General features: G+C 60.7%; 20 protein-coding genes. 6 read left to right on the forward strand and 14 right to left on the reverse strand.

Annotation, left to right across the window (positions count from 1 at the left end):
• Positions 1 to 67: 67 nt before the first annotated feature.
• Positions 68 to 1345: a dihydrolipoamide acetyltransferase family protein gene (locus tag GSVR_RS21010; RefSeq protein WP_173197547.1), complete on the forward strand. Its 1278-nt coding sequence runs from the start codon at positions 68 to 70 to the stop codon at positions 1343 to 1345.
• A 194-nt stretch (positions 1346 to 1539) separates the two neighbouring features.
• Here GSVR_RS21010 and GSVR_RS21015 read toward each other — a convergent pair whose 3' ends face one another.
• Positions 1540 to 2499, reverse strand: a complete 960-nt coding sequence (locus tag GSVR_RS21015) for an EF-hand domain-containing protein (RefSeq protein WP_173197549.1) — start codon at positions 2497 to 2499, stop codon at positions 1540 to 1542.
• Positions 2500 to 2718: 219 nt separating this feature from the next.
• Here GSVR_RS21015 and GSVR_RS21020 point away from each other — a divergent pair, with 219 nt between their 5' ends.
• Together GSVR_RS21020 and GSVR_RS21025 are read left to right on the forward strand one after the other, a co-directional pair.
• Positions 2719 to 4164, forward strand: a complete 1446-nt coding sequence (locus GSVR_RS21020) for an ATP-binding protein (RefSeq protein ID WP_173197551.1) — start codon at positions 2719 to 2721, stop codon at positions 4162 to 4164.
• 2 nt (positions 4165 to 4166) lie between these two features.
• Complete coding sequence (locus GSVR_RS21025; RefSeq protein ID WP_173197553.1) at positions 4167 to 4850, forward strand: response regulator; 684 nt, start codon at positions 4167 to 4169, stop codon at positions 4848 to 4850.
• Between the two features lie 25 nt (positions 4851 to 4875).
• Here GSVR_RS21025 and phoU read toward each other — a convergent pair whose 3' ends face one another.
• The 7 genes from phoU to GSVR_RS21060 form a co-directional block, all read right to left on the reverse strand.
• Positions 4876 to 5547, reverse strand: coding sequence for a phosphate signaling complex protein PhoU (gene phoU / locus GSVR_RS21030; protein WP_173197555.1), 672 nt, complete (start codon positions 5545 to 5547; stop codon positions 4876 to 4878).
• Positions 5547 to 6329, reverse strand: coding sequence for a phosphate ABC transporter ATP-binding protein PstB (pstB, locus tag GSVR_RS21035; protein ID WP_173197557.1), 783 nt, complete (start codon positions 6327 to 6329; stop codon positions 5547 to 5549). Before pstB ends, phoU begins: the two co-directional genes overlap by 1 nt.
• A gap of 34 nt (positions 6330 to 6363) precedes the next feature.
• Complete coding sequence (pstA, locus tag GSVR_RS21040; protein ID WP_173197559.1) at positions 6364 to 7962, reverse strand: phosphate ABC transporter permease PstA; 1599 nt, start codon at positions 7960 to 7962, stop codon at positions 6364 to 6366.
• A 263-nt stretch (positions 7963 to 8225) separates the two neighbouring features.
• Positions 8226 to 10451, reverse strand: coding sequence for an ABC transporter permease subunit (locus GSVR_RS21045; protein ID WP_173197561.1), 2226 nt, complete (start codon positions 10449 to 10451; stop codon positions 8226 to 8228).
• 69 nt (positions 10452 to 10520) lie between these two features.
• A complete protein-coding gene (locus GSVR_RS21050; RefSeq protein ID WP_173197563.1) occupies positions 10521 to 11486 on the reverse strand; it encodes a PstS family phosphate ABC transporter substrate-binding protein in 966 nt (321 codons plus the stop codon).
• Positions 11487 to 11612: 126 nt separating this feature from the next.
• The gene (locus tag GSVR_RS21055; protein ID WP_173197565.1) at positions 11613 to 13358 is read right to left on the reverse strand and encodes an ATP-binding protein; all 1746 of its coding nucleotides are present in this window, start codon (positions 13356 to 13358) and stop codon (positions 11613 to 11615) included.
• Between the two features lie 2 nt (positions 13359 to 13360).
• Complete coding sequence (locus GSVR_RS21060; protein ID WP_173197567.1) at positions 13361 to 14041, reverse strand: response regulator transcription factor; 681 nt, start codon at positions 14039 to 14041, stop codon at positions 13361 to 13363.
• A 225-nt stretch (positions 14042 to 14266) separates the two neighbouring features.
• Between GSVR_RS21060 and GSVR_RS21065 the strand changes: the two genes are divergently transcribed.
• A complete protein-coding gene (locus GSVR_RS21065) occupies positions 14267 to 14470 on the forward strand; it encodes a hypothetical protein (protein ID WP_173197569.1) in 204 nt (67 codons plus the stop codon).
• 151 nt (positions 14471 to 14621) lie between these two features.
• Here the strand turns inward: GSVR_RS21065 and GSVR_RS21070 are convergent, their stop codons facing one another.
• The 4 genes from GSVR_RS21070 to GSVR_RS21085 form a co-directional block, all read right to left on the reverse strand.
• Complete coding sequence (locus GSVR_RS21070; RefSeq protein ID WP_173197571.1) at positions 14622 to 14792, reverse strand: twin-arginine translocase TatA/TatE family subunit; 171 nt, start codon at positions 14790 to 14792, stop codon at positions 14622 to 14624.
• Positions 14793 to 14813: 21 nt separating this feature from the next.
• Positions 14814 to 16745: a metallophosphoesterase gene (locus GSVR_RS21075; protein WP_173197573.1), complete on the reverse strand. Its 1932-nt coding sequence runs from the start codon at positions 16743 to 16745 to the stop codon at positions 14814 to 14816.
• A gap of 423 nt (positions 16746 to 17168) precedes the next feature.
• Positions 17169 to 17378: a hypothetical protein gene (locus tag GSVR_RS21080; protein ID WP_173197575.1), complete on the reverse strand. Its 210-nt coding sequence runs from the start codon at positions 17376 to 17378 to the stop codon at positions 17169 to 17171.
• Between the two features lie 131 nt (positions 17379 to 17509).
• The gene (locus GSVR_RS21085; RefSeq protein ID WP_173197577.1) at positions 17510 to 19768 is read right to left on the reverse strand and encodes a methyl-accepting chemotaxis protein; all 2259 of its coding nucleotides are present in this window, start codon (positions 19766 to 19768) and stop codon (positions 17510 to 17512) included.
• Positions 19769 to 20129: 361 nt separating this feature from the next.
• Between GSVR_RS21085 and GSVR_RS22225 the strand changes: the two genes are divergently transcribed.
• A complete protein-coding gene (locus tag GSVR_RS22225) occupies positions 20130 to 20264 on the forward strand; it encodes a hypothetical protein (protein ID WP_255569635.1) in 135 nt (44 codons plus the stop codon).
• Between the two features lie 118 nt (positions 20265 to 20382).
• On the opposite strand, the gene GSVR_RS21090 is transcribed toward GSVR_RS22225, so the two are convergent.
• Together GSVR_RS21090 and GSVR_RS21095 are read right to left on the reverse strand one after the other, a co-directional pair.
• Complete coding sequence (locus GSVR_RS21090; RefSeq protein ID WP_173197579.1) at positions 20383 to 20622, reverse strand: hypothetical protein; 240 nt, start codon at positions 20620 to 20622, stop codon at positions 20383 to 20385.
• Between the two features lie 257 nt (positions 20623 to 20879).
• Positions 20880 to 21788: a M28 family peptidase gene (locus GSVR_RS21095; RefSeq protein WP_173197581.1), complete on the reverse strand. Its 909-nt coding sequence runs from the start codon at positions 21786 to 21788 to the stop codon at positions 20880 to 20882.
• 287 nt (positions 21789 to 22075) lie between these two features.
• Between GSVR_RS21095 and GSVR_RS21100 the strand changes: the two genes are divergently transcribed.
• On the forward strand, positions 22076 to 23269 hold the full coding sequence (locus GSVR_RS21100) for a PP2C family protein-serine/threonine phosphatase (RefSeq protein WP_173197583.1): 1194 nt from the start codon (positions 22076 to 22078) through the stop codon (positions 23267 to 23269).
• Positions 23270 to 23283: the final 14 nt, after the last annotated feature.

Raw genomic sequence — 23283 nt, forward strand, 5'->3', positions numbered from 1 at the left:
GGGCTTTTGAGGACGGCGGCGAGATGGCTGTTTTTCAGCAACCTCAAGCATTGAGGAGGGGAAAGCGATGGCCGTCGAGATCAGGATGCCCAAGCTGTCGGACACCATGACCGAGGGAAGTTTCATCGGCTGGCGCAAGAACGTGGGAGAACGGATCGAACGGGGGGACGTGATCGCCGAGGTGGAGACCGATAAGGCGGTCATGGAACTGGAAGCCTTCGCCTCCGGAGTCTTGCTGAAAACCATGGCCAAAGGAGGGGAGAACGTACCGGTCGGGACGGTGCTGGGGCTGATCGGCGAACCGGGGGAGCAGGTGCCGGATGCCGGACAACCGGCGCAGCCGACCGCAGCAGCGCCTTCTCCCGCAGAACCGCCGGCGGAACCTTCCCCGACGGCTGCACCCAAGCCGGTCCACCCGGACGAACCACTGGTGGAGACGCCCCCCGTACAACCGGCCAGCACACCCCTTTCAATCCCGGAAAGCGAGAATATCAAGGCATCGCCGATGGTGCGCCATATGGCCCTGGAGCGGGGCATCAACCTGGCCGATATCCGTGGCAGCGGCCCGGACGGCCGGATTCTGCAGGAAGACCTGCTAGCCGCGACCGTCGGCAGGCCGGAGCACCGGCAGGTACCGGCGCCAGCGCCGGAGCAGCCCATTGCCGAGCCTGCCACGGCCACTGCAGCTCCCGTCACCCCTGCTTCAGGCATGCGCCAGGCCATAGCAGCCACGGTGATCCGCTCCTGGCAGGAAATTCCGCAGTTCAGCGTTACCGTTGAAATCGGCATGGAGGCCTGCCGGGAGATCGTCACGGAGCTGAAGAAGGGGGACAAGCGGGTGGGATACCAGTCCCTGGTGCTCAAAGCATGCTGTGTGGCGCTGCGGGAGTTCCCCCTGCTGCTGCCGGGAGTGGCCGGGGACGCGCCGATCAACATCGGGTTTGCCGTGGCGCTGCCGGACGAGGGCCTGCTGGTGCCGGTCATCCGGGACTGCCAGCGCCGCTCCCCGGCCGAAATCGAAGCCGAGGCGGTGCGCCTGGCCGAGCGTTCGCGCGCAGGACGACTGACTGCCGACGAGTTCAGCGGCGGACACTTTTCGATCTCCAACCTGGGTATGTTCGGGGTGGAGCATTTCAACGCCCTGATCGTGCCGGGCCAGATGGGGGTCCTGGCGCTGGGGAGCGTGGCTGAACGGCCGGTGGCGCGCGCGAACCAATTGTCGGTAGCGGTCACCATGCGGGCCACGCTGTGCGCCGACCACCGCGCCGTGGATGGCGCCTATGCTGCCCGTTTTCTGGGACGGTTGCGCGAGATCCTGGAACAGCCGTTGACGCTGCTGGTGTAACGGAGGGAAATTGCTTTCGGAATCGGTCAGAAAACGTTCAGCCTCCGGCAACGATGTGCCGGAGGCTGAACACTGAAAACTGCCCTGCATTTCTCAGCGGAACGCCGCGGTTTCCTGCCGTGGCATGAATGTCTCCGTCGCTCGACATTCTGGAGAGGCTCCCTGCAAGAGGACCGGCCCGTAATGGCCGCCGTTCATGCCGTGGCAGACAGGATGCTGCTCACCGAACCGGAGGAAGAGTAGCCGGTGGAACTTTGCTGCATGTAGCTGCCCAGCGCGGCGGTGAGTATGCTTTTCAGGGTATCACTGGTGCTGGAATCCGACGTTGCGGATGACGATGTGCCCATGGCGTCGAGCATGGCCTGCAATGTCGCGGCAGCGGCATCATCCTGCGCGCTATCCTGTGTACCGTCCTGCTGGGCATGCCTGTGTTCGCCCCCATGTGCCGGCCGCGAGGACATCTTTTCCTGAATGCCGGCAAAGACGCTGTTGGCCTCCGAAACGTTGCCCGAGTCCAGGGCATCGGACAGGCTCTGCAGATCCTTGCTGAACGGATCGTCGCTCCGGCCGCCATTGTGGGCCGACACATCCTTCTGCAAAGCGGCCAGCGCGTCCTTGGCACCGGACAGATCCCCCGATTGCAAGGCCGTGCCGAGGTCATCCATCAGCGATTTCGGGTTGGAGGATGTCGTGGTTGTGGTCGAACTCGTCTGCGACGCATTATCGAGCGCTGCCGCCAGTTCTGCCGGGCTGACCGTTCCATCCTTGTTGGTGTCCAGGGCATCGAAGATCGTGTCGGCATCGCTCTGGGACGAATCAGACGACGATTGGCCTTCCTCGGACGGCGGGGGACCGGGAGGCGGCCCCGAAGGGCGCATTCCCTGTGATTGCATCTGTTGTCCGGCCTTGGCAATGGCCGCGTCGGATTCAAGCCTGCTCACGGCTCCATCGCCGTCGGAATCGAGCTGCGAGAACATTTCGTCGACACTCGGTCCTCCCTGCTGATTGTCGCCCGATTTCGCCACCTGGCTCAACTCGTCCTTGGAAATGGAACCGTCATTGTTGCGGTCCGCCCGTTTGAACATCTCTTCCTGCATCTGCTTCAGCGCGGAGGCGCTCATTCCTCCTCCGACTCCGCTTACCGATCCCGTCATCTCATAGCTCCTTTCGTTCTCAAAGTGGCGGTCGCCGCATTCAATCCTGCCCGCCCCACCTCCCCTCTCCTGCAGCCGGCAACCGTTTTCAGTAGCTCTTATCGGGTACAAATGAGGAAGAAATGTGCAAGAAATGAGGAAATTTTGGCGCTGCTGCGATCTGCGCATTTCAGGAGGACTCACCTGTGATAAGAATATCGTGTCCGGGAGGGATACCCAATGCATGTCGGCGTACGCTACAAGCTGTTTCTGGCCATTTTGACGGCAGCCAGTCTGGCGGTCGTGAGCTCGGCCCTGATCACGAAATGGAGCATCGACAGGGGCTTTCTCAAGTTTATCAACGCCATGGACCAGTCCGGTCTGACCCGCCTGGCAGGTATGCTGGAAGAACGCTACCGCAGCGAACAAAGCTGGGACTTTCTGCGGAACGATCCGACACAGTGGCAGGCATTGATCGTCCGGTCCCTCCCGGAAGGAGCGCCCCTCCCCGCACTGCCTTTTGTGGAAGGGGCTGCTGCTCCGTCCCACAATAAAATGCCCCCCCCTTTCATGCGCCAGAAACCGCCGCACGCGTCCCACCACTTTGAGGCGCGCCTGTTTCTGCTTGATGCGGAACGGAGAACGGTGGCCGGCACCGCCTCCGTACCGGCCGGCAATCCGGCGATACCGATCATGCATCAGGGGCGGGTGGCGGGCTATCTGGGGCTTCTGCCGCGCAGCAATCTGGCGGAGATGCCGCATCAGCGGTTTCTGAAAGAGCAGAAGCAGGGGCTTGCGCTCCAGGCCGCCGTGATTACGCTGCTTTCGGCCCTGTTGTCGCTGTTCATGGCGAAACGGCTGGTACGGCCGCTGAATGAACTGGCACAGGCCACGCACCAGCTGGCGGCCGGTAGATTCGCGGTACGGGTGCCGGTCGGATCGCACGACGAGTTCGGCCAGCTGGCCATGGATTTCAATTCACTGGCCCTGTCGCTGGAGCAGAGCGAGCGATCGCGGCAGCAGTGGGTGGCCGACATCTCCCACGAGCTGAGAACGCCGCTCGCCATCCTACGGGGCGAAATCGAGGCGCTCCAGGACGGTATCCGTCACCCTGACCGGGAGACGATCAGGTCCCTGCACAGCGAGGTGCTGCGCTTGGGCCGGCTGGTGGACGACCTGTATCAGTTGTCCCTGTCGGATGTGGGAGCACTTACCTACCGGAAACAGCATCTGAATCTGGTATCGTTGCTGGAGGAGGCCGTGGCGGCGTATCGGGCCGGATTTCACGCAAAGGAAGTGGAGATCGGGACGGAATTTTCCGCAGGGGGGGAGGTCATTTTCGGCGACCGGGAACGGCTGAGGCAACTGTTTTCGAACCTGCTCGACAATTCGCTCAAATACACCGACAGCGGCGGCAGTGTGCGCATGACGCTGCAGCGGCACGAAGACCGGATCGTGATCGAACTGGCTGATTCCGCTCCCGGCGTGCCGCAGTCTGAACTGGAACGGCTGTTCGATCGTCTTTACCGGGTCGAATCGTCACGCAGCCGTGCCACCGGGGGGGCCGGGCTGGGGCTGGCCATCTGCCGCAACATCGTGCAGGCGCACGGCGGCGAAATTATTGCCCAGGCATCGCCGCTCGGCGGCGTGTCGATCCGCATCGAACTTCCGAGGGCATGGGAATGAGCATGGGCGACATGATTCTGATTGTCGAAGATGAAGAGAAACTGGCCGGCCTGATGGCGGATTATCTCAGGCAGGATGGCTTCAGGACCGCCAGCCTGAATAACGGTGCGGAGGTAACGGATTGGGTGCGGGAGCACAAACCTGCGCTTGTGCTGCTGGATGTGATGCTGCCGGGCAAGAGCGGCTTCGACGTCTGCCGGGAGCTGCGCTCTTTTTCCGACGTACCCGTGATCATGACCACCGCCAGGATCGAAGAAATCGACCGCCTGCTCGGCCTGGGGCTGGGGGCGGATGATTATATCTGCAAACCGTTCAGTCCCCGTGAAGTGGTGGCGCGGGTCAAGGCCGTGCTGAGACGGCTCGGCGGGGGCAAGGCCGTGCCGGCCCAAGGGCTTCAACTCGACGAAGCACGCCACCTGGCGGTGCTTGACGGACAGATTCTCGATCTGACCTTTGTCGAGTTCAAGCTGCTGCACTTTCTGGCTACGCACCAGGGCAGGATTTACGGACGGCAGCAATTGATGGATCACATCTATCCCGACGAACGGGTCGTGGCCGACCGGACCATTGACAGCCATATCAAGAAACTGCGCAAGAAACTGGCTGCGGCCAGCCCGGAGACCGAGTTCATCCAGTCGGTGTACGGCGTCGGCTACAAATTTGAAAAAGGGCACCGCTCAGGGTGAGCCGATGCCCGGGATGCGGCAATTGTCAGGCGATGGTGTGGCGGATATCCTTGCCCTTGACCATGAAGATCACCATTTCGGCGATATTGGTGGCATGATCGGCGATCCGCTCCAGATACTTGGAGATGTGGGTCAGCTTGATGGCGCGCGAGATGGTCTGGGGGTCCTCGATCATGAAGGTCAGGAGTTCGCGCTGGATCTGCAGATTGAGTTCGTCCACACACTGGTCATCCTGACAGACCTTGACCGCCAGCTCGGCATCACCCCGCACAAAGGCGTCCAACGCCTCTTTCAGCATGATCTCTGCGTAGCGTGCCATGCGGGGGATATCGATATAGGGTTTCAGCGGCGGGTCCACATTCAGCTCGCGGGCTCGTTTGGCGATGTTGGCGCACTGGTCGCCGATCCGCTCCAAGTCGGTCACGATCTTGAGCGCCAGGGTGATGAAGCGCAGGTCCCGGGCTGCGGGCTGGCGCAGTGCCAGAAGCTCCAGGCACTTCTCGTCAATGCCCACCTCCAGCGTGTTGACCTCGTGGTCGGAAGCGATCACCTGCTCGGCCAGCGTGGTATCGCGGTCCACCAGGGATTTCACGGATGATGCGATCATCATCTCGACCTTGCCCCCCATTGCCAGAATCCTGGTGCGCAGTTCGTTCAGTTCCGCATCGTACGATGCGCTGATGTGTACACGTTCCATTAGCCGAATCTCCCTGTAATGTAATCCTCGGTCTGCTTTTTCTCCGGGTTGGTGAATATCTTCCTGGTTGGTCCCACCTCGATCAGTTCTCCCAGATAGAAGAAGCCGGTTACATCCGAGACGCGGGCCGCCTGCTGCATGTTATGGGTGACGATGATGATGGTGTATTTTTCCTTCAGCTCCTCGATCAGCTCCTCGATCTTGAGGGTCGAGATCGGGTCGAGCGCCGAGCAGGGCTCGTCCATCAGGATGATCTCGGGATTCACGGCAATGGCGCGGGCGATACAGATGCGCTGGGCCTGGCCGCCTGAAAGCCCCAGGGCCGAATCGTGCAGGCGGTCCTTGACCTCGTTCCAGATGGCGGCTGCCCGCAGGCTCCGCTCGACCGTCTCGTCCAGTTCGGCCTTGTTGTTGTTGCCGGCAATGCGCAGCCCGTAGACGATGTTTTCGTAGATCGACTTCGGAAACGGATTGGATTGCTGGAATACCATCCCGATCCGGCGGCGCAGGCTGATCACGTCGGTGGCCGGATCATTGATCTCTTCGCCATCGAGGCGGATGCTCCCCTCGATCCTGACCGTGTCGATCAGGTCGTTCATGCGGTTGAAGCAGCGCAGCAGGGTCGATTTTCCGCAGCCCGAGGGGCCGATGAAAGCGGTCACCTGGTTGCGGTGGGTATCAATGTTGATGTTCCTGAGCGCCTGTTTTTCCCCGTAAAACAGATTGAGATCGCGAACCGAGATGATGGGCGGTTTTGCTGCGTTGTCGGTCTGTTCTGTCATAATGCTGGTATCCTCGAAAAGCGTGTTAATGCCGTCAGAAGCTGGCTGTGGTGTATTTCTTGCGCATCCGGTTGCGCAGTGTGATGGCGGTGCTGCAGGCGACGATCACGATGGCAAGCAGCAGAAGCGTGGTGATGTAAACCATCGGCTTGGCTGCCTCCACATTCGGTGACTGGAATCCCACGTCATAGATGTGGAAGCCCAGGTGCATGAATTTGCGGTCCATGTGGAAAAAGGGGAAATTGCCGTCAAAGGGGAGCGACGGCGCCAGTTTGACCACCCCCACCACCATCAACGGCGCCACCTCTCCGGCGGCGCGCGCCATGGCCAGGATCAGGCCGGTCATGATGCCGGGAGTTGCCATGGGCAGCAGGATCTTGGTGAGAGTCTGGAAGCGGGTGGCGCCCAGGGCCAGGGAACCCTCGCGGATGCCGCGCGGTATGGAGGCCAGCGACTCCTCGGTGGCCACGATCACCACCGGCACGGTCAACAGCGCCAGGGTCAGGCTCGACCAGAGGATGCCGCCGGTTCCAAAAGTGGGGGTGGGCAGCCGTTCAGGGAAAAACAGCCGATCAATGCCGCCGCCGACGCCGTAGACGAAGAAGCCGAGACCGAACACGCCGTACACGATGGAGGGCACGCCGGCCAGGTTATTGACCGCAATCCGCACCATGCGGGTCATGAAGCCGTCGTGGGCGTACTCCCGCAGATAGATGGCCGCAACCACACCGAAGGGAAGCGAGAACACGCTCATCAGCAACACCATCATTACCGTGCCGAAGATGGCCGGGAAAAGCCCCCCTTCGGTATTGGATTCCCGCGGGTCGTCCAGGAGCAGTTCCCTGACCTTGCCGACATAGGCGGCTGCCTTGCCGATGACGGACATGCTGTTGGGAAACTGGAAGCGGACGATGTCCACCAGGGGAATCTCCTTGACCGCACCGGCGGCATCCTTCATCTGGACCGTATTGCGGGCGGTGTCGGCGTGTCGGGCGCCGAGCTGGTCGTTCTGGGTATTGAATTCCGCCAGCAGTTTCTCGCGCTCGCCGGTCAGTTCGGCGATTTCGCCGGCCTGCTGCTCCCGCCCCTTGTATTCCAGCCTGAGAACCTTCAGCCGCAAGCGTTCGGCCCGCTCGTTGAGGCTGTTCATCCGCGAACGCAGGCCCTCTTCGGCCGCCAATTTTTCCTTCACCTGTGCAAGGGCCTTTTCGACCGCGCGGGGCAGATCCTTGTCGCTGCCCGCATTCATTCCCTCAGCGGAAAGCCCGGCCACGAAACCGACGAAGTTTCCATGCTCCCTGCGTTCCAGCAGCACCGCGTCGGCAGGAACGCTGCGGGCAACGATATCCTGCTGATCGATCCAGCGGAAGTCCTGTCCGTACAGGTCACGGTTCGAGACCTTGAGCTGCAGGCGATGGGCGCCGTTGACCGGGTTGCGGTCCTTGGCCATGACCTGTCCCAGCAGCACGCTGCCGTCCTTCAGCTCGAAGCGTACCAGGTCCCGGGGCCAGAAGAAGCCGAGCCCGTTGAAGAACACCACCCCGATCAGAGTGAGGGTCATGACCAGTATCACCGCCAGTGAGGCACCTGTAAACAGCACATAGGGCTCACCGGTTTTCCAGAATTTCGTCATTGCATATCCTCGTATGCGAAGTTGTTGAATAGAAGCACTGCCTGCAGCCATTGCGCCATTGAGTCTGAATCCGCGTCGCCGGACGGCCTGTGCGCCTGAAAGAAGCCGGGGCCCGCCGTCACCGTACTGTTACAGTCGCTGGAGCGGCCGGCCCGTCGCCGGAATGTCTCGAACCGCCGGAATGCAGGGGCAGAGGCCTTTCAGGCGTACAGGACGGGAGGTGGCGTGGATTCAGACGTTCCCGGACTCAGCCGCCGCACGGCTCAATATCGGCCGTACTTCTTGCGGAAGCGCTGACGCAGCGCCTCGGCAGCCGTGTTGATGATAAAGGTGAAGACGAACAGCAGCACCGCAGACAGAAACAAGGTCCGATAGAGCGAGCTGTTCAGCGGCGCCTCGGGTATCTCCACCGCGATATTGGCCGAAAGCGAACGCAGTCCGTTGAATACGCTCCAGCTCATGATCGGGGTGTTGCCGGTGGCCATCAGTACGATCATGGTTTCGCCCACGGCGCGGCCGAAGCCGATCATGACGGCCGAAAACACCCCCGGCAGGGCCGAAGGGAGCACCACCCGCCAGGCGGTCTGCCAGCGGCTGGCGCCCAGGGCCAGGGAGGCGGCCGAAAGATTGCGCGGCACATTGGAGAGCGCATCTTCGGCAATGGTGAAGATGATCGGGATCACGGCAAAACCGAGAGCGATGGCGATGATCATGCTGTTGCGCTGGTCGTAGCGGATGCCCATGGTGCTGAACAGCCACTGTTTGAAATCCCCGCCAAAGCAGTACGTCTCCACCACCCCTCCCAGCAGGTAGGAGAGGCAGATGCCGATCAGCACCACCGGCACCAGCAGGGCGAATTCGTTGCCGCGCAGCATCCGTCCCAGCTTGGAATAGGGCTTGATCTGACGCCAGAAGATGATCGTCACCAACAGCATCAGCGGGATCAGCACGATGCTGGTGAAGAAGGCCAGTACCACCTGGTCGATCAGCGGAGCCAGCCAGAGTCCTGCCAGGAAGCCGACCACCACCGACGGGATGGCGGCCATGATCTCGACCACCGGTTTGACCCGCCCCTTAAGGGTCGGCGACATGAACTGGCTGGTGTAGAGCGCGCCGAACAGCGCCAGCGGCACGGCAAACAGCATGGCGAACAATGTCGCTTTGATCGTGCCGAATACCAGCGGCACCAGGCTCATCTTCGGCTCGTAATCGTCGGTGGCTGCCGAGGACTGCCAGACAAACTCGGGCCGCTCATAGCCCTCGTACCACACCTTGCGGAACAGGGTGCCGAACGACACATCGGGATGCGGGATGTCCAGCTTCCACACGTGCAGCTTTCCCGCCTTGTCCAGCACGCACAGGGCATGCCCCTGGGGAGAGAGCGCCATCATTGCCGCCGACTGGGCAACGCGCAACGTCAACAGGCTTCGTTCAGCGGTGGTATGGTCGATATGGATCGTGCCGCGGTCATCGGCAGACACCAGTGATTTGTCCCGGGGTGAAGCGATGATTCCGGTTATCGCTGCGGCATGCGGTCGCAAGGGATGGATGCGGGTCAGGCTCTTGTCGTCCCCTGAGCCGGAAGTCCTGACCGGGAACCACGTTGAGACGGCTCCGCTGCTGTCGCCGATGGCGACCGAGATGCCCCCCTGTACCAGGGTCAGCGCCGTGACCGGCCGTTTGTCCGCGGTTACATTGACGGTTTCGACCAGCCGGGCCTGCCCCGCTTCGGCGATGTCCCAGCGCAGCAGCTCGCCCCGCTCGGTGCCAGCGTACAGGTAATGTCCCTTCTGGTCCACTGCTGCGGCCGAAATGGGCGCCGGTGCGGCGTCCTTGAGTTCAACCCTGCTGTTGTTCACCTTCTCGTTGCCGAGAAAATCCTTCTCCACCACACGATGCGTCACCAGCACCCCGTGAGGGGTCAGATCGACGCGTACGACCCCCTTGCCTTCGATGGCACGCACAAAGGAGCGTTGCGGAACAGGAGTCTGCGGCGGAAAGGACATCTCCGTATTTTCGGCAATCGTGTGGGAAACCGCGGTGGAATGGTCCCCTTTCCGTTCGTACCCGAACGAAACGGCCAGCGACGTCACTGCGCCGTTGTCCCACAGCAGATTACAGGTACTGCTGCCGTTCCGGTCGATGGAAACGACCTTATGCCCCGGCGCAGGGGCTCCCGGAACCCTCATGCTCTCCACGACCGCACCGGTGGCAGTGTCGATTATGTGAAGGGTCCCCTCCTGGTCGATCGTGAATACCCGTTGCCGAGTTTCGTCGATGCCGAGGGCCAGCGGCTGGCCGGTCTGGGACGCAAGCTGCGGAGCGGCCACCGCGGTTGCTCCGGGGGGGAAGAAGAGCGGCAGGGCGACCTGGGCGATCATCACCAGGATCCAGACAACCGACACGATCACCAGCACTCCGCCGATTTTGATCAGCCATTCGGCAATACGGTCACGACGGCGCGAAGCTAGGGTAAAGTTTTTTTTCATTATGACAGGTCCGGGCAAAAAAATTCCCCTCCCTGGCGGGAGGGGATCGTACGGTTTGCGATGCGATGCTTATTTCAGGTGCTTGAGCTGGTCTGCGGCCAGGTTGGCGGTCAGGGGATCATAACCGTCCTTCACGACGATCTCCTGGCCTTCCTTGGACAGCACATACTTCAGGAACTCTTCCACCACTTTGGGCAACGGTTCGCCCGGCTTCTTGGCCACGTAGATGTAGAGCATGCGGCTCATGGGATATTTGCCGGCAAGTACGTTCTGGTAGGTTGCTTCGGCCACGGGGCCACCCTTCTTGTCGGAAAGGGGTACGGCGCGTACGCCCGAGGTGGCATAGCCGATACCGGAATAGCCAATGCCGCCCAGGTCCCTGGCAACTCCTTCAACAACCGAAGCAGAACCGGGCTGTTCCTTTACCGTGGGCTTATAGTCGCCATTCTTGAGGGCGTGCTCCTTGAAATAACCATAGGTACCCGAGGCGGAGTTGCGGCCATAGAGGCTGATCGGCATGGCTGCCAGCTTCCCGGTCACCCCGAGCTGGCCCCAGGTAGTGGCTTCGGGCAGTCCGCGTTTGTGGGTCTTGGAGAAAATCGCATCCACTTCGTCCAGCGACAGGCTCTTGATCGGGTTGTCCTTGTTGACGAACACGGCCAGCGAGTCCAGTGCCACGCCGATCTTGGTCGGCTTGTAGCCGAATTTCTTCTCGAACTGCTCGATTTCGGAGCTCTTCATCTCGCGGGACATGGGGCCGAGCTGGGAGGTGCCGGCGATCAGGGCCGGTGGCGCGGTACCGGAGCCCTTGCCCTCGATCTGGATGTTGACGCTCGGGTATTTCTTCTTGAAACCTTCGGCCCAGTAGGTCATCAGGTTATTGAGGGTGTCCGAGCCGACGCTGTTCAGGTTGCCGGACACACCGGCCGTGCTTTTGTAGGTCGGGATCTTGGCATCGACCTTCACTTTTTCGGCATGTGCCGCCGCTACCGTTGAAAGCAGCAGCAGAGCGGTTGCAACTGTCTTCTTCAACATAAACTGTTCCTCCTTGTGGTGTGTTACAAATTATACACGCACCATAGCAGATTACTGTTACAGCGATGTTACGGCCTTGGAAATAGTAGGTAAAATCAGCACTCCCGCGCCCGCACCGAACGGCCGTTACGGGACATCCGCTTTTCTGACGGTGCAGGAAAAGACCGAGCCTTTGCCCTGCTCGCTGCTGACCGAAACTTCTCCCCCGTGGAGCTGAACGATATGCTTGACAATGGCCAGCCCCAGGCCGGTGCCCCCCTGTTCCCGGCTGCGGGCCTCGTCCACCCGGTAGAAACGTTCGAATATGCGGGGGATGTCCTTGAAGGGGATGCCGATACCGGTATCGGCCACGGAGATGCGGACGAATTCCCCCTCATCCTCCGTGAACAGCCGGATGGTCCCTCCTGAGGGGGTATACTTGACCGCATTCTCCAGCAGGTTGATCAGTACCTGTTCCAGACGCCCCTGGTCCGCCATGACGCGCGACTGCCGCTGCATCGCTTCGTTGATGATGGTGACCCCCTTGCTGCGCGCCGCCTCTTCCAGCAGCATGCAGGCCTTGGCCATCGTTCCCCCCACATCCATCGGAAAAAGTTCCAATGCGGCCTGGTTCGACTCCAGGTGCGAGAGGGTCAGGATATCGTTGATCAGGGATGCCAGACGTTCGGAATGGTGCTGGATGATCTCGACGAAGCGGGCCGCCCGCTGCGGGTCCGACTCCATCAGTCCGTCCAGCAGCGTCTCGGCATAGCCCTTGATGACCGAGACAGGTGTGCGCAGCTCATGGGATACATTGGCCACGAAATCCCGCCGCATGTTCTCGACCCTCTTCATGTCTGAGATGTCGTGAAATACTGCCACCACCCCCTGATTGCCGCCGCTGATCATCAGCGGGACCCAGTGCGTCAGCAGGGTGGTCCCACCGGCCGGCAGGACGATTTCCCGCACAAGCTCTCCCTGCGTCCTCCGCACGTCGTCAAAGGCCGCCAGCAGATCGGGGTGACGCGAAATCTCCACCAGGCGCTGCCCTTCCACGTCCCCCGCAAGGCCGAACATATTCCGGAAAGGGGGATTGACCAGCGAAATGGTGCCATCCACTGAAGCCACCATGACCCCTTCCCCCATGCCGCGCAGGATGGTTGCCAGACGCTGTTTTTCGGCGGAAAGGCTCTTGACCTGGCTGTCGATGCGGCTGGCCATCTCGTTCAACACCTGGGCCAGTTCCCCCACCTCGTCGCTGGTGGCGGCGTCGATGGTTACCGGCTCACCGCGCCCGATGCGTGCGGCAGCGGCGGCTATGTCGCGCAAGGGGCGCGAGGTCAGGTTGGACAGGAAATAGCTCACCACCAGTGCCGCCAGGATCGTCAGCAGCGCCACCCCTCCCAGCACCCCGTGCAGCGTTGATGTCGCCTCATCCAGATACTCGAGCGGCAGCGCCAGGCGCAGATAGCCGTGGCCGCTGGCCAGAGCGACGTAGAGCATGTTGCGGCGCAGGGTCTCGGAATAGCGCACCGCGCTGCCCCTGCCCGTTTTCCTGGCCTCCTGCACCTCCGGGCGATTCAGGTGGTTCTGCAGCTCCGCCAGATTGGCCTGTCCCACATCGGAATCGCCGATGACCGTTCCGTCAGGAGCGATCAGCGTCACACGCGCCCTAATGGCGTTCCCCACCCGCTCGGCCAGTTGCTGCGGCTTGTGGGACTGCGCCTCCTGTTCGGTCAGCAGGCGTGCCAGCATGGCCTGATTGATCAGGCTGGCGCGGCTCTCCTCGATCATTGCCGTGGTCAGGCTGTGCTTGAAATACAGGTAATAAGCCCCGGACACCATCACCACGAACAGGATGTAGGAAAGCATCAACTTGGTTCTGAAGCGCATCGTCAGTTCTCCTCCATCTTGTAGCCGAAACCGCGCACGGTTTTGATCAGGTCGCCCGGCGCGCCGAGTTTGCCTCTCAGACGGGTGATATGCGTATCAACAGTGCGGGTGTCGCCGGCATTGTTGTAACTCCAGACATCCTGAAGCAGCCTTTCCCGGCTGATGACCCGCCCGATGCGCTCGGCCAGGTACAGCAGCAGCTTGTACTCGGTACTGGTCAATTCCACCTCCTGCCCTGCACTCATTACCAGGTGCCGTTGTTTATCGATGGCGATGGCACCCACGGACAGCAGGTCCCGGACCGGCTCCTCCACTTCCAGGCGCCGCATGACCGCCTTGATGCGCAGGGTCAGCTCCCGCATGGAAAAAGGTTTGACGATATAATCGTCGGCACCCACCTCGAAACCGACCACCCGATCGATCTCATCCCCCTTGGCGGTCAGCATCAGGACCGGAGTGTGCATGGTGCGCCGGTCCCGGCGGAGTGCCCTGCACACCTCGGTGCCGAGCATGCCGGGCAGCATCAGGTCCAGCAGGATCAGGTCGGGCTTTTCGGCCAGGGCCTTTTCCAGGCCGGTGGTTCCCTCATGGGCCAGAGAGACCTGGAAGCCCTCCTTTTCCATGTTGTAGGCCAGCAGTTCGGCCAAGTCCTTTTCGTCCTCGATAACCAAAACGCGCTTCATGGGTGACTCCTTGCAGATATGACCGGATATGTGGCGGGTCGGTAATCCGTTTGTAACATGATTGTGTTACAAACGTGTGTCGAAATCACTAATATTGTGTGGAAAAATAGAAATATCGCCGAGGGAGCGTCTGATTCGGCAGATGTTGCACAACGTTTATCCGGTTTCCACGGGATTGTAATAATTGAAGTATATACTTTCCGGTAAAACGGGAGGTATGGACTCATGAAAATAAGACTTTACGAAGACTACTATCACTGGTGCTGCGACTGGTGCGACAGCGAAAACAGCGTGCTGTGGGCAAAGATACAGGAACCGGTCTATTGCGGTGCCTGTCATCGCGTAATGCACTTGGGGGGCGATCATCCGGCCCACCGGGAAACCTGGATCTCGGCAGGACTGTGCCACACGGCACCGGCGTCGGGGTAAGGCAGCGGCGCTTCCCATCGGGATATCCATCCGGGATGGGCCGGACGGATATCCCGATCCCGTGGATAGCCCTGTGAAATTTCGCCGCATAGAGCGGAAAAAAACGGCCTGCGAACGCAGGCCGTTTTTTCGTCGATCAGATCAGAAAGCGTCACGCTTCCCTGGATTTCATCTCAATCTCGTCCTTGCCTTCCGAGGCCTTGCGGAAGTTGCGGATGGTCTTGCCCAGCGCGCCTCCCAGCTCAGGCAGGCGGCCTACCCCGAAGATCAGGGCGACGATGACCAGGATGATGCTGAGTTCAGGCAAACCAAATCCGAACATGGTGCTGTCTCCTTCCCGGCCTTATATGCCGGTGATAGCGGCGAAGTAGCCGTTGTAGTTGAGGACCGCCCAGACAACGCCGTTGGTCGTATCGACGCCGTAGGTGCCCAAGGCGGCGCCCGCCGTGTAGGGGCCACTGACGAGTTTCTTGGCGTTGCTGCCGATATTTTGGTCCACGGCGTTCACCCAGGTGCCGTTATAGTCCGGAGTGGCCAGGACCGGCGTGCCCTTGGACTTGTCATAGCTCAATTGAAGCACGTACTGGTCGGTCTGGTCGCTCCCCAGGGTGTACGCCATGCCCCACAGGGCGAGGATGTCGCTGGCGGTGCCGTTGGCGTCCCACCAACTCGTGGTCACAGCGTTGGAGTATTTGCGGCCGCTCGGATCCACGATCGGGTTGCCGTTGGTCCCGGCCAGAATCTTGATGGTGGTGGCCTTGTAGGTGTCCGTGACCGCGGTTAAGGGATCGCCGTTGCTCAGCACGAATTCCTTGCCCGCCTTGCTCAGGCCGAAGGTCTCCCGTTTGGTGAAGTTGAGAGTGGCCGGGGTGGTGAGCATCAGGGATTCGGTGTTGTCGCCGTAAATAACGGGGATCGGGGCTGAGTAATAATCGATCTGCACGTTCGGCCCGTCCACCGTGACGATGTAGTAGCCGACGGTGTACAGCTCCTGGCTCAACTGGGTTTGCCGCTTGTTGCCGCAGAAGTACTCGTCATTGGATTTGAGCGCCGACGGTCCCGCCGCTCCGCGTCCGGTGGGATTGTTCTCGTTGGGGGTGTAAAACTTGGAGCTGTTGGACTGGCAGAGGATATGATGGACCTGGCCCGACCCGTTGCCGTCGATGGTTTTCACGATGCTGCGGTTGTGGATGTGGTCGTGGCCGCAGAAGTAGAAGTCAACCTTGTTGGTGTCAAGGACCCGGATGAAATCGTCCATGCCGGGGGCATTTGCGGTGGAGGGGTCGGTACCGAAGAGCACGTCCACATGCTGCTGGGTGATCAGCCCCTTGTGGGCAAAGACGAAAGCGTGGGGAGTAATGCTCGCGTCCCTGCCCGAGAGAGTGGTGTTTACCCATGCCGTCTGTTTTCTGGCCGTTGTTCCCAGCGCGTAGGCCGCGCCGTCCGGGTCTTTCCCGTCAAGCGTGGTGAACTGGTCGATGAGCACGAACCGGGCGTTATTGTAGTCGAAGCCGTAGGAAAGTCCTTTCAGATTGGCGCTGGGGCTGCCTATGGTGCTGAAGTTCTTGCCCATGGTGAAACTGCTTCCCGTTTTGCTGGGGCTCGGCTGCTTGGCGCTGTCCGGGTTGATTAGGCTCAGCACATTGGCCGGAGAAGCGTTCATGGAGCCGTCCTGGGTCTGGGGGAAGATGGTCTGGAACTCCTGGGCGGTTACCGCGGTGTCGTCGTGGTTGCCCCGTACCGGGAAAAAACCGATGCCGGCGTTGTACAGCTTTTGGGCAAAGAGCGCCCTGGTATCCTCGGCCACCTGGCCGTTGGCCATGACATAGGCGGCGGTGCCGTCCGCTTTGGCGATATTCCGGTTGTTGCCCGGAGCATCATAGCCCGCATCCGCGAAGTCACCCACCTGCACCACGAAATTTACTCCATGGGCGATGAAGCGGTCGTTGAGTTTCTGGACGATGTCGATGGCGGAGGTGTTCGGGTTTTTGCCGTCGTCATAATAGGAATTGCCATCGGCCCATTTCATATTGAGCCACTGAGTGTCGGCCATGACCCCGAATTTCCAGGCGGTTTTATTGGTTGTGGAGTTCGGACCGACCGACGCAGCCAGCGACCTGGGACTTGACGAATTGTCCGATCCGCACCCGCCGACAACCATGGTGGTGGCCACGGCGCCGACGCCGACCGCCGCGCGTTTCATGAATTCTCGCCGGTCTATGCCTTTCACCGCGATCTCACCCGTTTCATTGTTCTTGTCATCATGTTGCGACATGCTCTTGTCCCTCCTTCGTAGAGTAATAGTGACGCAGGAAACAGTGCTGCAACCGGGCTTCGTTACCGTCGCCCCCGTGGCGTAAACCGCGGGGACATGTCGGTGGATTGGGTCTTCGAACAGGAAACAGCGTGACGAAAGGAGACTCAGGCGCGAAGGCGGGGTCTGCCTTCAGTTGGGGCGGCATGCTGTCAGGATCTTTCCTATCAAATCAATATTGCAGCGCAATGGAGGGTTTGAAACGTTTATGTGATAAATCGTCAACCGGTCGTGCGGCGGCAACGGCTCTGCCGTGGCGCCTGCTCAGGCGATTCCGGTGGAGTCCGGGTGAAGCGGAGAATAAAGGGAAGGAAGTATGGATATCCAGACAGGGAGGGCAGTACGTGAAGGAAACGGATCGAAAGGGGAAGGGAACGACCGGGATCAGAACAGGTGATAGGAACTGAACCCCGGGTCTTTTTTCCGGACCGCCTCAATTTCCCGATCGATCAAATCGCGGAACTGCGGATCGTCCATCCGGCTCAGCCGCACCAGCAGCTCTTCCCATTCATGGCAGACGAACGGCTTTTCCTGGTAGGACGCCAGTACCGACAGCGCGGCCCTGGCCTTCGATGCATATTCTTCGCTGGTCATTTTCTCCTCCATGGCAGCATGTGTTCCTGCTGCCACTATACCGCAGCCGGCGGCCGGGCGGTGTTACAGTATGGCAACGATTCGCGCCGGCCGGTCCGCCCACCGCCGACCGGCCGTCTGCGTGGAAAGCGTCAGGCCGAGATCAGCTTCATCGGCGAGACCGGAGGAGACAGCTGGCCAGGCTGGGTACCGCTGCCGCCGGCAATGGGCTGCCAACGCTGCGCGGTGCCCTGCCGCAGGACCGGTTCCACGGTCAAGCTCCCCTCGGGGCAGGTGTACCGGCTGATTTCCTCCCTGAGGTCCACGGCCAGCCGGGATAGGTTGTCCGATTCCGTGGCGATGTAGGCCGCGGCCTGGACGGTCTCTGCAGACGATCGCTCGATGGCGACGATGTCCGCGCTGATCTCGTCGGAGGATTCGGCCAACTGCCCGGTGGCGGTGGAGATCTCAGAGGTCATTTCCTGCAGCAGTGACACGCTCCCCACGATCTGGCGGAGAGAATCGCCGGCCTGGGCCGAGTGAGCCACGCCGCGCTCCACCTTTTCCAGGCATTTCTGCATGGCCTTTACCGCGGACTGGGTATCGTCCTGGATCGCCTTGATGCGACGAGTGATATCCACGGTCGCATCGGCGGTGCTGGTGGCCAGCTTGCGCACCTCGTCGGCCACAACCGCGAACCCCCGGCCGTGCTCTCCGGCCCGGGCCGCCTCGATGGCGGCATTCAGGGCCAGCAGGTTGGTCTGGTCCGTGATCTCCACGATCAGATCGACGATCTCACCCACCTGCTGGGAGTGGTCGTGCAACGAGTGCATGGTTGCGGTGGATTCCTCCACTGCAGCGGCGATTTCCTGGACTTCGCGGCCGGTCCTGGCGACGATCTCGGCGCCCTGCGCGGCGATCGCGCCGGCATCCTGAGCGGATCCGGCAATGCGGGCCGTATTGGTGGATATCAGGGTGACGGTCTGGGCCATTTCCATGGAGGCCGCCGCCACCTGGCTGATGCTGGCGGACTGACTGCCGATGGCGGCGTGGATCTCCTGGGCCGCGCCGGTCAGGCCGTGGGAGCTGTGGGAGAGCTTCGACGAGGAGCCCGAAACCGCCGAAATGATGCGGGTGAAGGATTCTATCAGCTTGTTGAAGGCCTGACTGGTGACGCCGAACTCGTCATTGCGCTTGATGGCCACGGACTGCGTGAAATCTCCGGTTTCCGCGATGGAGGTGAAGGCCTGGGTCATCCTGCTGAGCGAGCGGTTGATGCACACCATGGTGGTGATGCCGATCAGGAGCGCTGCCGCGACAACTGCCAGAGAAACGCCGATCAACAGTTTCTTGAACAGGTCGACCCGCTCTCCGACGACGGTGACGAACTTCTGCTGTTCCTGGGCCGTGGACTGGACATTGGCCTCGCTTTTGAGTCCCTGCTCAAGTGCAACTGCCTTGACCTTTTTCACCGAATTGTCGACCAGCGCCATATTTTCGAGGACCTTCCGCTGGGAGGCGCTGATGGTCCGCAGGGAGCCACCCGCGCTGGCGACTGCGCCGTTGATGGTGGCGACCATGTCGTCGACGAAACCGGAGTTCTTGATCTCCTTGATCCCCTTGCCGGCCTGGTTGACGTTGCGGATGATGCGCGCCTGGATGGCCTGCACCTCGGCGCTGGCCCTGTCCAGGTCGGCCGGCGTCTCGCTGAGCATGATCATGCGGGCCTTGGCGTCCAGCAGCTTTGCATCGACGCCGATGGCATAGACGATGTCATTGAGCGAGTTGATCCGCTTGTGCATGACCAGGTCGTTGTCCACCTCGTTGCGGTAATCCTGGACACTTTCCAGGATCTCGGGGCTGGTATTTTTCTCCTTCAGCCGCGTCTCCAAGGTCTGGGTGGCGGTGGCGGCACGCCTGCTGGTTGCCAGCACCAGCGTGCCGACGATCTCCTTGAGGCTGACCAGAGACTTGTCCACGCGCGCCATGGCGCCGTTCACCTTGGAGGCTTCCTCCTTGAACACCGCCATACTTTTGAACTTCTCATCCGTGGCTTTGAGCACCTGGGCGTGCAGGTCGCTGAAGATCGCGGTTTCCATCGGATTTTTCCTGAGACTGTTGAGCTCCGCGTTGATCCTGTCCAGGTTCTCCCGTTCACGGGTTATGGCGGCGGAGATCTGTTTGACATCCTGCAGGTCGTTGGACAGGCCGAGCTGCAGCAGATCGGCCGAAAGTTTCTCCACTGCCTGCTGAAACTGCACGGTCTTCACCTGAAGCGGCGTCGACTGGGAGGTCAGCACCGTGATCTTGTCCTTGACCATCAGGATCGTGACCAGACTGAAGGCGGCAATGCCAATAATGCCGGCAATGCTGATGAACGTACTGAGATAGAGACGGGTTTTGATCTTCATGCGCGATTTCCGACGGTGCTGCGATTGACGCTGCTGTGCATTTAATTTCCTCCGCGAAATGATTCCAATGAAGGGAAATGTAGCAAAGCCACGTTACAGCGGTGTGCCGGGTTGTTAAAATGTCTGTCACAAAAGCCGGGGGCAGAAAAGCGCGTTTCACGTCACGCACCTTTTCACAAGATGGCACACCACTGTAACCCGCCCTCCATTAGTATCCGCATCACAGTGCGGCACGCGTTCGCAGCGACGTGGCAACGGAGTGGCGGATGGCGGGTCCGATCATTCGAGGAACAAGGAGGTCGGCGACATGACATGCCCGAAGTGCAAAGCAAAGATTGGAGTCATGAGGCAGGTGATTTTCATGGATACCGGTACTGTCGACAGCAGCCGATGCATCATCTGCGGCTACCTGGCATCGAAGGATCATCTCAAACAACACAAGAAGCCTTCGAAACGAAAGCAGAAGGGCACCGACCGGCCGGACATGGCCGCTTGAGCCGATACGCCGGAGACAATGGACTTTTGCAGTGCGGCCGCAAGAAAGGGGCTCCCCCCACGGGAGCCCCTTTCTTCGATACATGCCGGCCTGCGATCGGATCGGCGGGGGGGACCGATCAGGGAGTCCCGGCTTCCATGTCTGCCAGGAACCGTTTTGCCATGGAAAGATATTCGGTCCGCCTGGATATTTTCAGGTCGTTGTACAGCTTGTTGCGGTCCACCGGGGACCTTTCCAGGGAAAAATCCTTATGCCGGGGATGCTCGCACAGGTAGCTGAAACCGAAACGAACGGCAAATCCGCAGGAAGGGTTCTCAACCAGACAGCCGGAAAACTCCGTCAACAGGGGCTTCGTCATGCACTCGCTCATGTCTTTCGCCTTTCGCATATAAGATCCGGATCAGAGGCCCCAGGGAAGGGGTGGTTGCGATACTACACCGGATACTTATCGGAATCGTGAAGATCAGGATAAAAGTAGGTGAATTTTCCTACTCTGAGCGGAGGTATATGGCCGGTTCGTTGTGGAAAGTGATGCAGGAGGTATTGAAGGTGCAATGCGGCTGACCGAATGGACAGCCGCCCCCCGAGAGAAACGCGGAAACAGCGGCAATTCGTTCAGGCCGAGAGCCGCGCCAGATCAAGGACCGCGCCGGACGTGGCACAGCAGACCTGTGCCGCGAAATCGAGGTTCAGGGTATCCAGGGTGTCGGTCGGCCGATGGTAGTGGGGATTGCGGAAGTTGGTGGTGTCGGTCAGCATGAGCGCCTTGAAGCCAGCATCCCAGAAGGGGGCGTGATCCGAGCGCCGGGTATCCGGGAGCAGCTCCCCGTTGCCCGGAACCGCCAGAGCGATATGGGGCAGATCGGCGCGATACCGCTCCAGTGACTGCACAAACCCCTCCAGCAGACCCTGTGAATGCGCGTTCCCCACCACCGCAATGAAATCGCCCTGCTGCGGCACCGGAATCGGGACCCCTGGCGGAAGGCTCTGCACGGCCTTATCCCCGGCGTATGCCACCGATTCCAGTACGAACACCCCCTCCAGGTCCCAGCCGTTTTCTCGGGCATGGGCTGCCAGGGCGCCGCTCCCCCGCGTCCCGGAGCAGGGGTCGTGGTCGCTGCGGTTTTCCTCCAGATTGACCCCGATAAAATGGACCGTCCGCTCGAAGTGGAACCGTGACAGGACCCGGGCCGCTTCGAGCAGCACCGCCACCCCGCTGGCATTGTCGTCGGCGCCCGGCGTTCCCGCGACAGTGTCGTAATGGGCCAGGACGGCAACGCACCGATCGGGAGAAACAAGGCCGCGGCGAGTGGCAATGATGTTGCGGAACGGATGACCGTTATCCCGAAAGTGATGATCGGACATCTCGTAGCCGAGGGCAGCCAGCGATTCGGCGATGTAACCGGCGGCACGCTCCAGGCCCTCGGGCGCTGTCGTTGGATGCCGCTCCCCTTCCAGGGCCCGGATATGGCTGCGAATGCGGTCGATGGAGACCGCCTCTCTGAAGAATTCTGCAGAAATCATAGCTCACTCCTCAAAAGAACACTCATGCGGCATGCCGCAATTCTAGCACAGAGCAGGAGGAAACCGAACGGCAATGGACCCAAGGGTCTGAAGAACACGGAAACGGCGGTAACGGCGGATAAAGTCAGATCTTGGAAAACAACCATTCTGATTTGGCAACTAATCCGCCTTTTCCTGTTTTTTCCGCTTCTTCCACGTTCCATTGAAAGCTTTCCTCTGTGAGATTATTTACCGCACTATCACCTGCGCGCCACGTATCCGTAACATCCGCATGCTAGATTGTTCCCATGGAAAAGGGTATCCGGGAAAATCTCCCTTCTCTGGCCGAAGTGACCAGAAACGTGCCGGCCATTCCCGCGACCACACAGGTCAAGGATGTCGTGGCCATGTTCCAGGGAGACGGCAACCTGCTTATGCTGCCGGTCTGCGGAACATCCGGAATGGAGGGGGTCATCAGCCGCCGCGAGCTGTTCTCGACCCATCTGGCCAGAAATTACGCTCTGGAGCTGTACCGCAGGAAGCCGATCAGCATGCTGATGGACGAGTCCCCCCTGACAATGTCGCCGCATCTCGACATCAATCAGGCCCTGTCCCGCCTGCTGGATCATGACCCTGACCTGGTGACCGATTCTTTTCCGGTCTTGGAGGGCGACCGCTACATCGGAGTGGTCCACGTAGCCGAGATGATCATGTCCATCTCGCGGGCCCAGGCGGCCCTGCTGGACACCCTGGAACTGCTGAGCGCCCGGATACGCTCCGAGGTGGAGCAGGCCCGCCAGGTCCAGCAACGGCTGCTGCCCCCGGTCCCTTTCAGACATGCAGGCCTGCTGCTTGATGCGGTGCTGATCAACTCCACCGAAATCAGCGGCGACTTCTATGACTACTTCGCCATCGACCAGAACCGCCTGGGAGTGCTGGTAGCCGATGTGAGCGGCCACGGGGTGCAATCGGGCATGGTGGCCACCGCTGCCAAGGCCGGGCTGCAGATGCTGCTCGACAGAGGCGTGCATGCCGCCGGCGAGTTGCTGGCAGGTATCAACTCAGCCGTCCTGGCCACGTCATCCAACGCCATGATGATGACCGCCGTGGTTGCGGTTTTCGATCGCTCCACCCATGCCGTGTCACTGGCCAATGCCGGGCACCCCTATCCCTATCGCTATTGCGCCGCGGATGGCGGTGTCTCCATGCTGGAGGGGGTCGGGGGGTTTCCGCTGGGATTCGACAGCGACAGCGAGTATGTGGAGCTGACCGTTGATTTCCGATGCGGCGACCGCCTGCTGCTGTTCAGTGACGGCATTGTCGAGGCGCTCAACGAAGCGGGCGAAGAGTTCGGTTATGCACGCTTCGAAGCGGCCATCGAACAGGGAATTTCCGGCGGGCCAGGAGAGTTCCGGCAGGGGCTGGTGCGGGCGGCGCTGCAATTCGGCAATGCGGACGGCTTTGACGATGATGTCACCATCGTGGTGGTGGCCGGCGAATGACGGAAAAAACAGGA

The organism is Geobacter sp. SVR (assembly GCF_016865365.1).
Taxonomy (GTDB): domain Bacteria; phylum Desulfobacterota; class Desulfuromonadia; order Geobacterales; family Pseudopelobacteraceae; genus Pelotalea.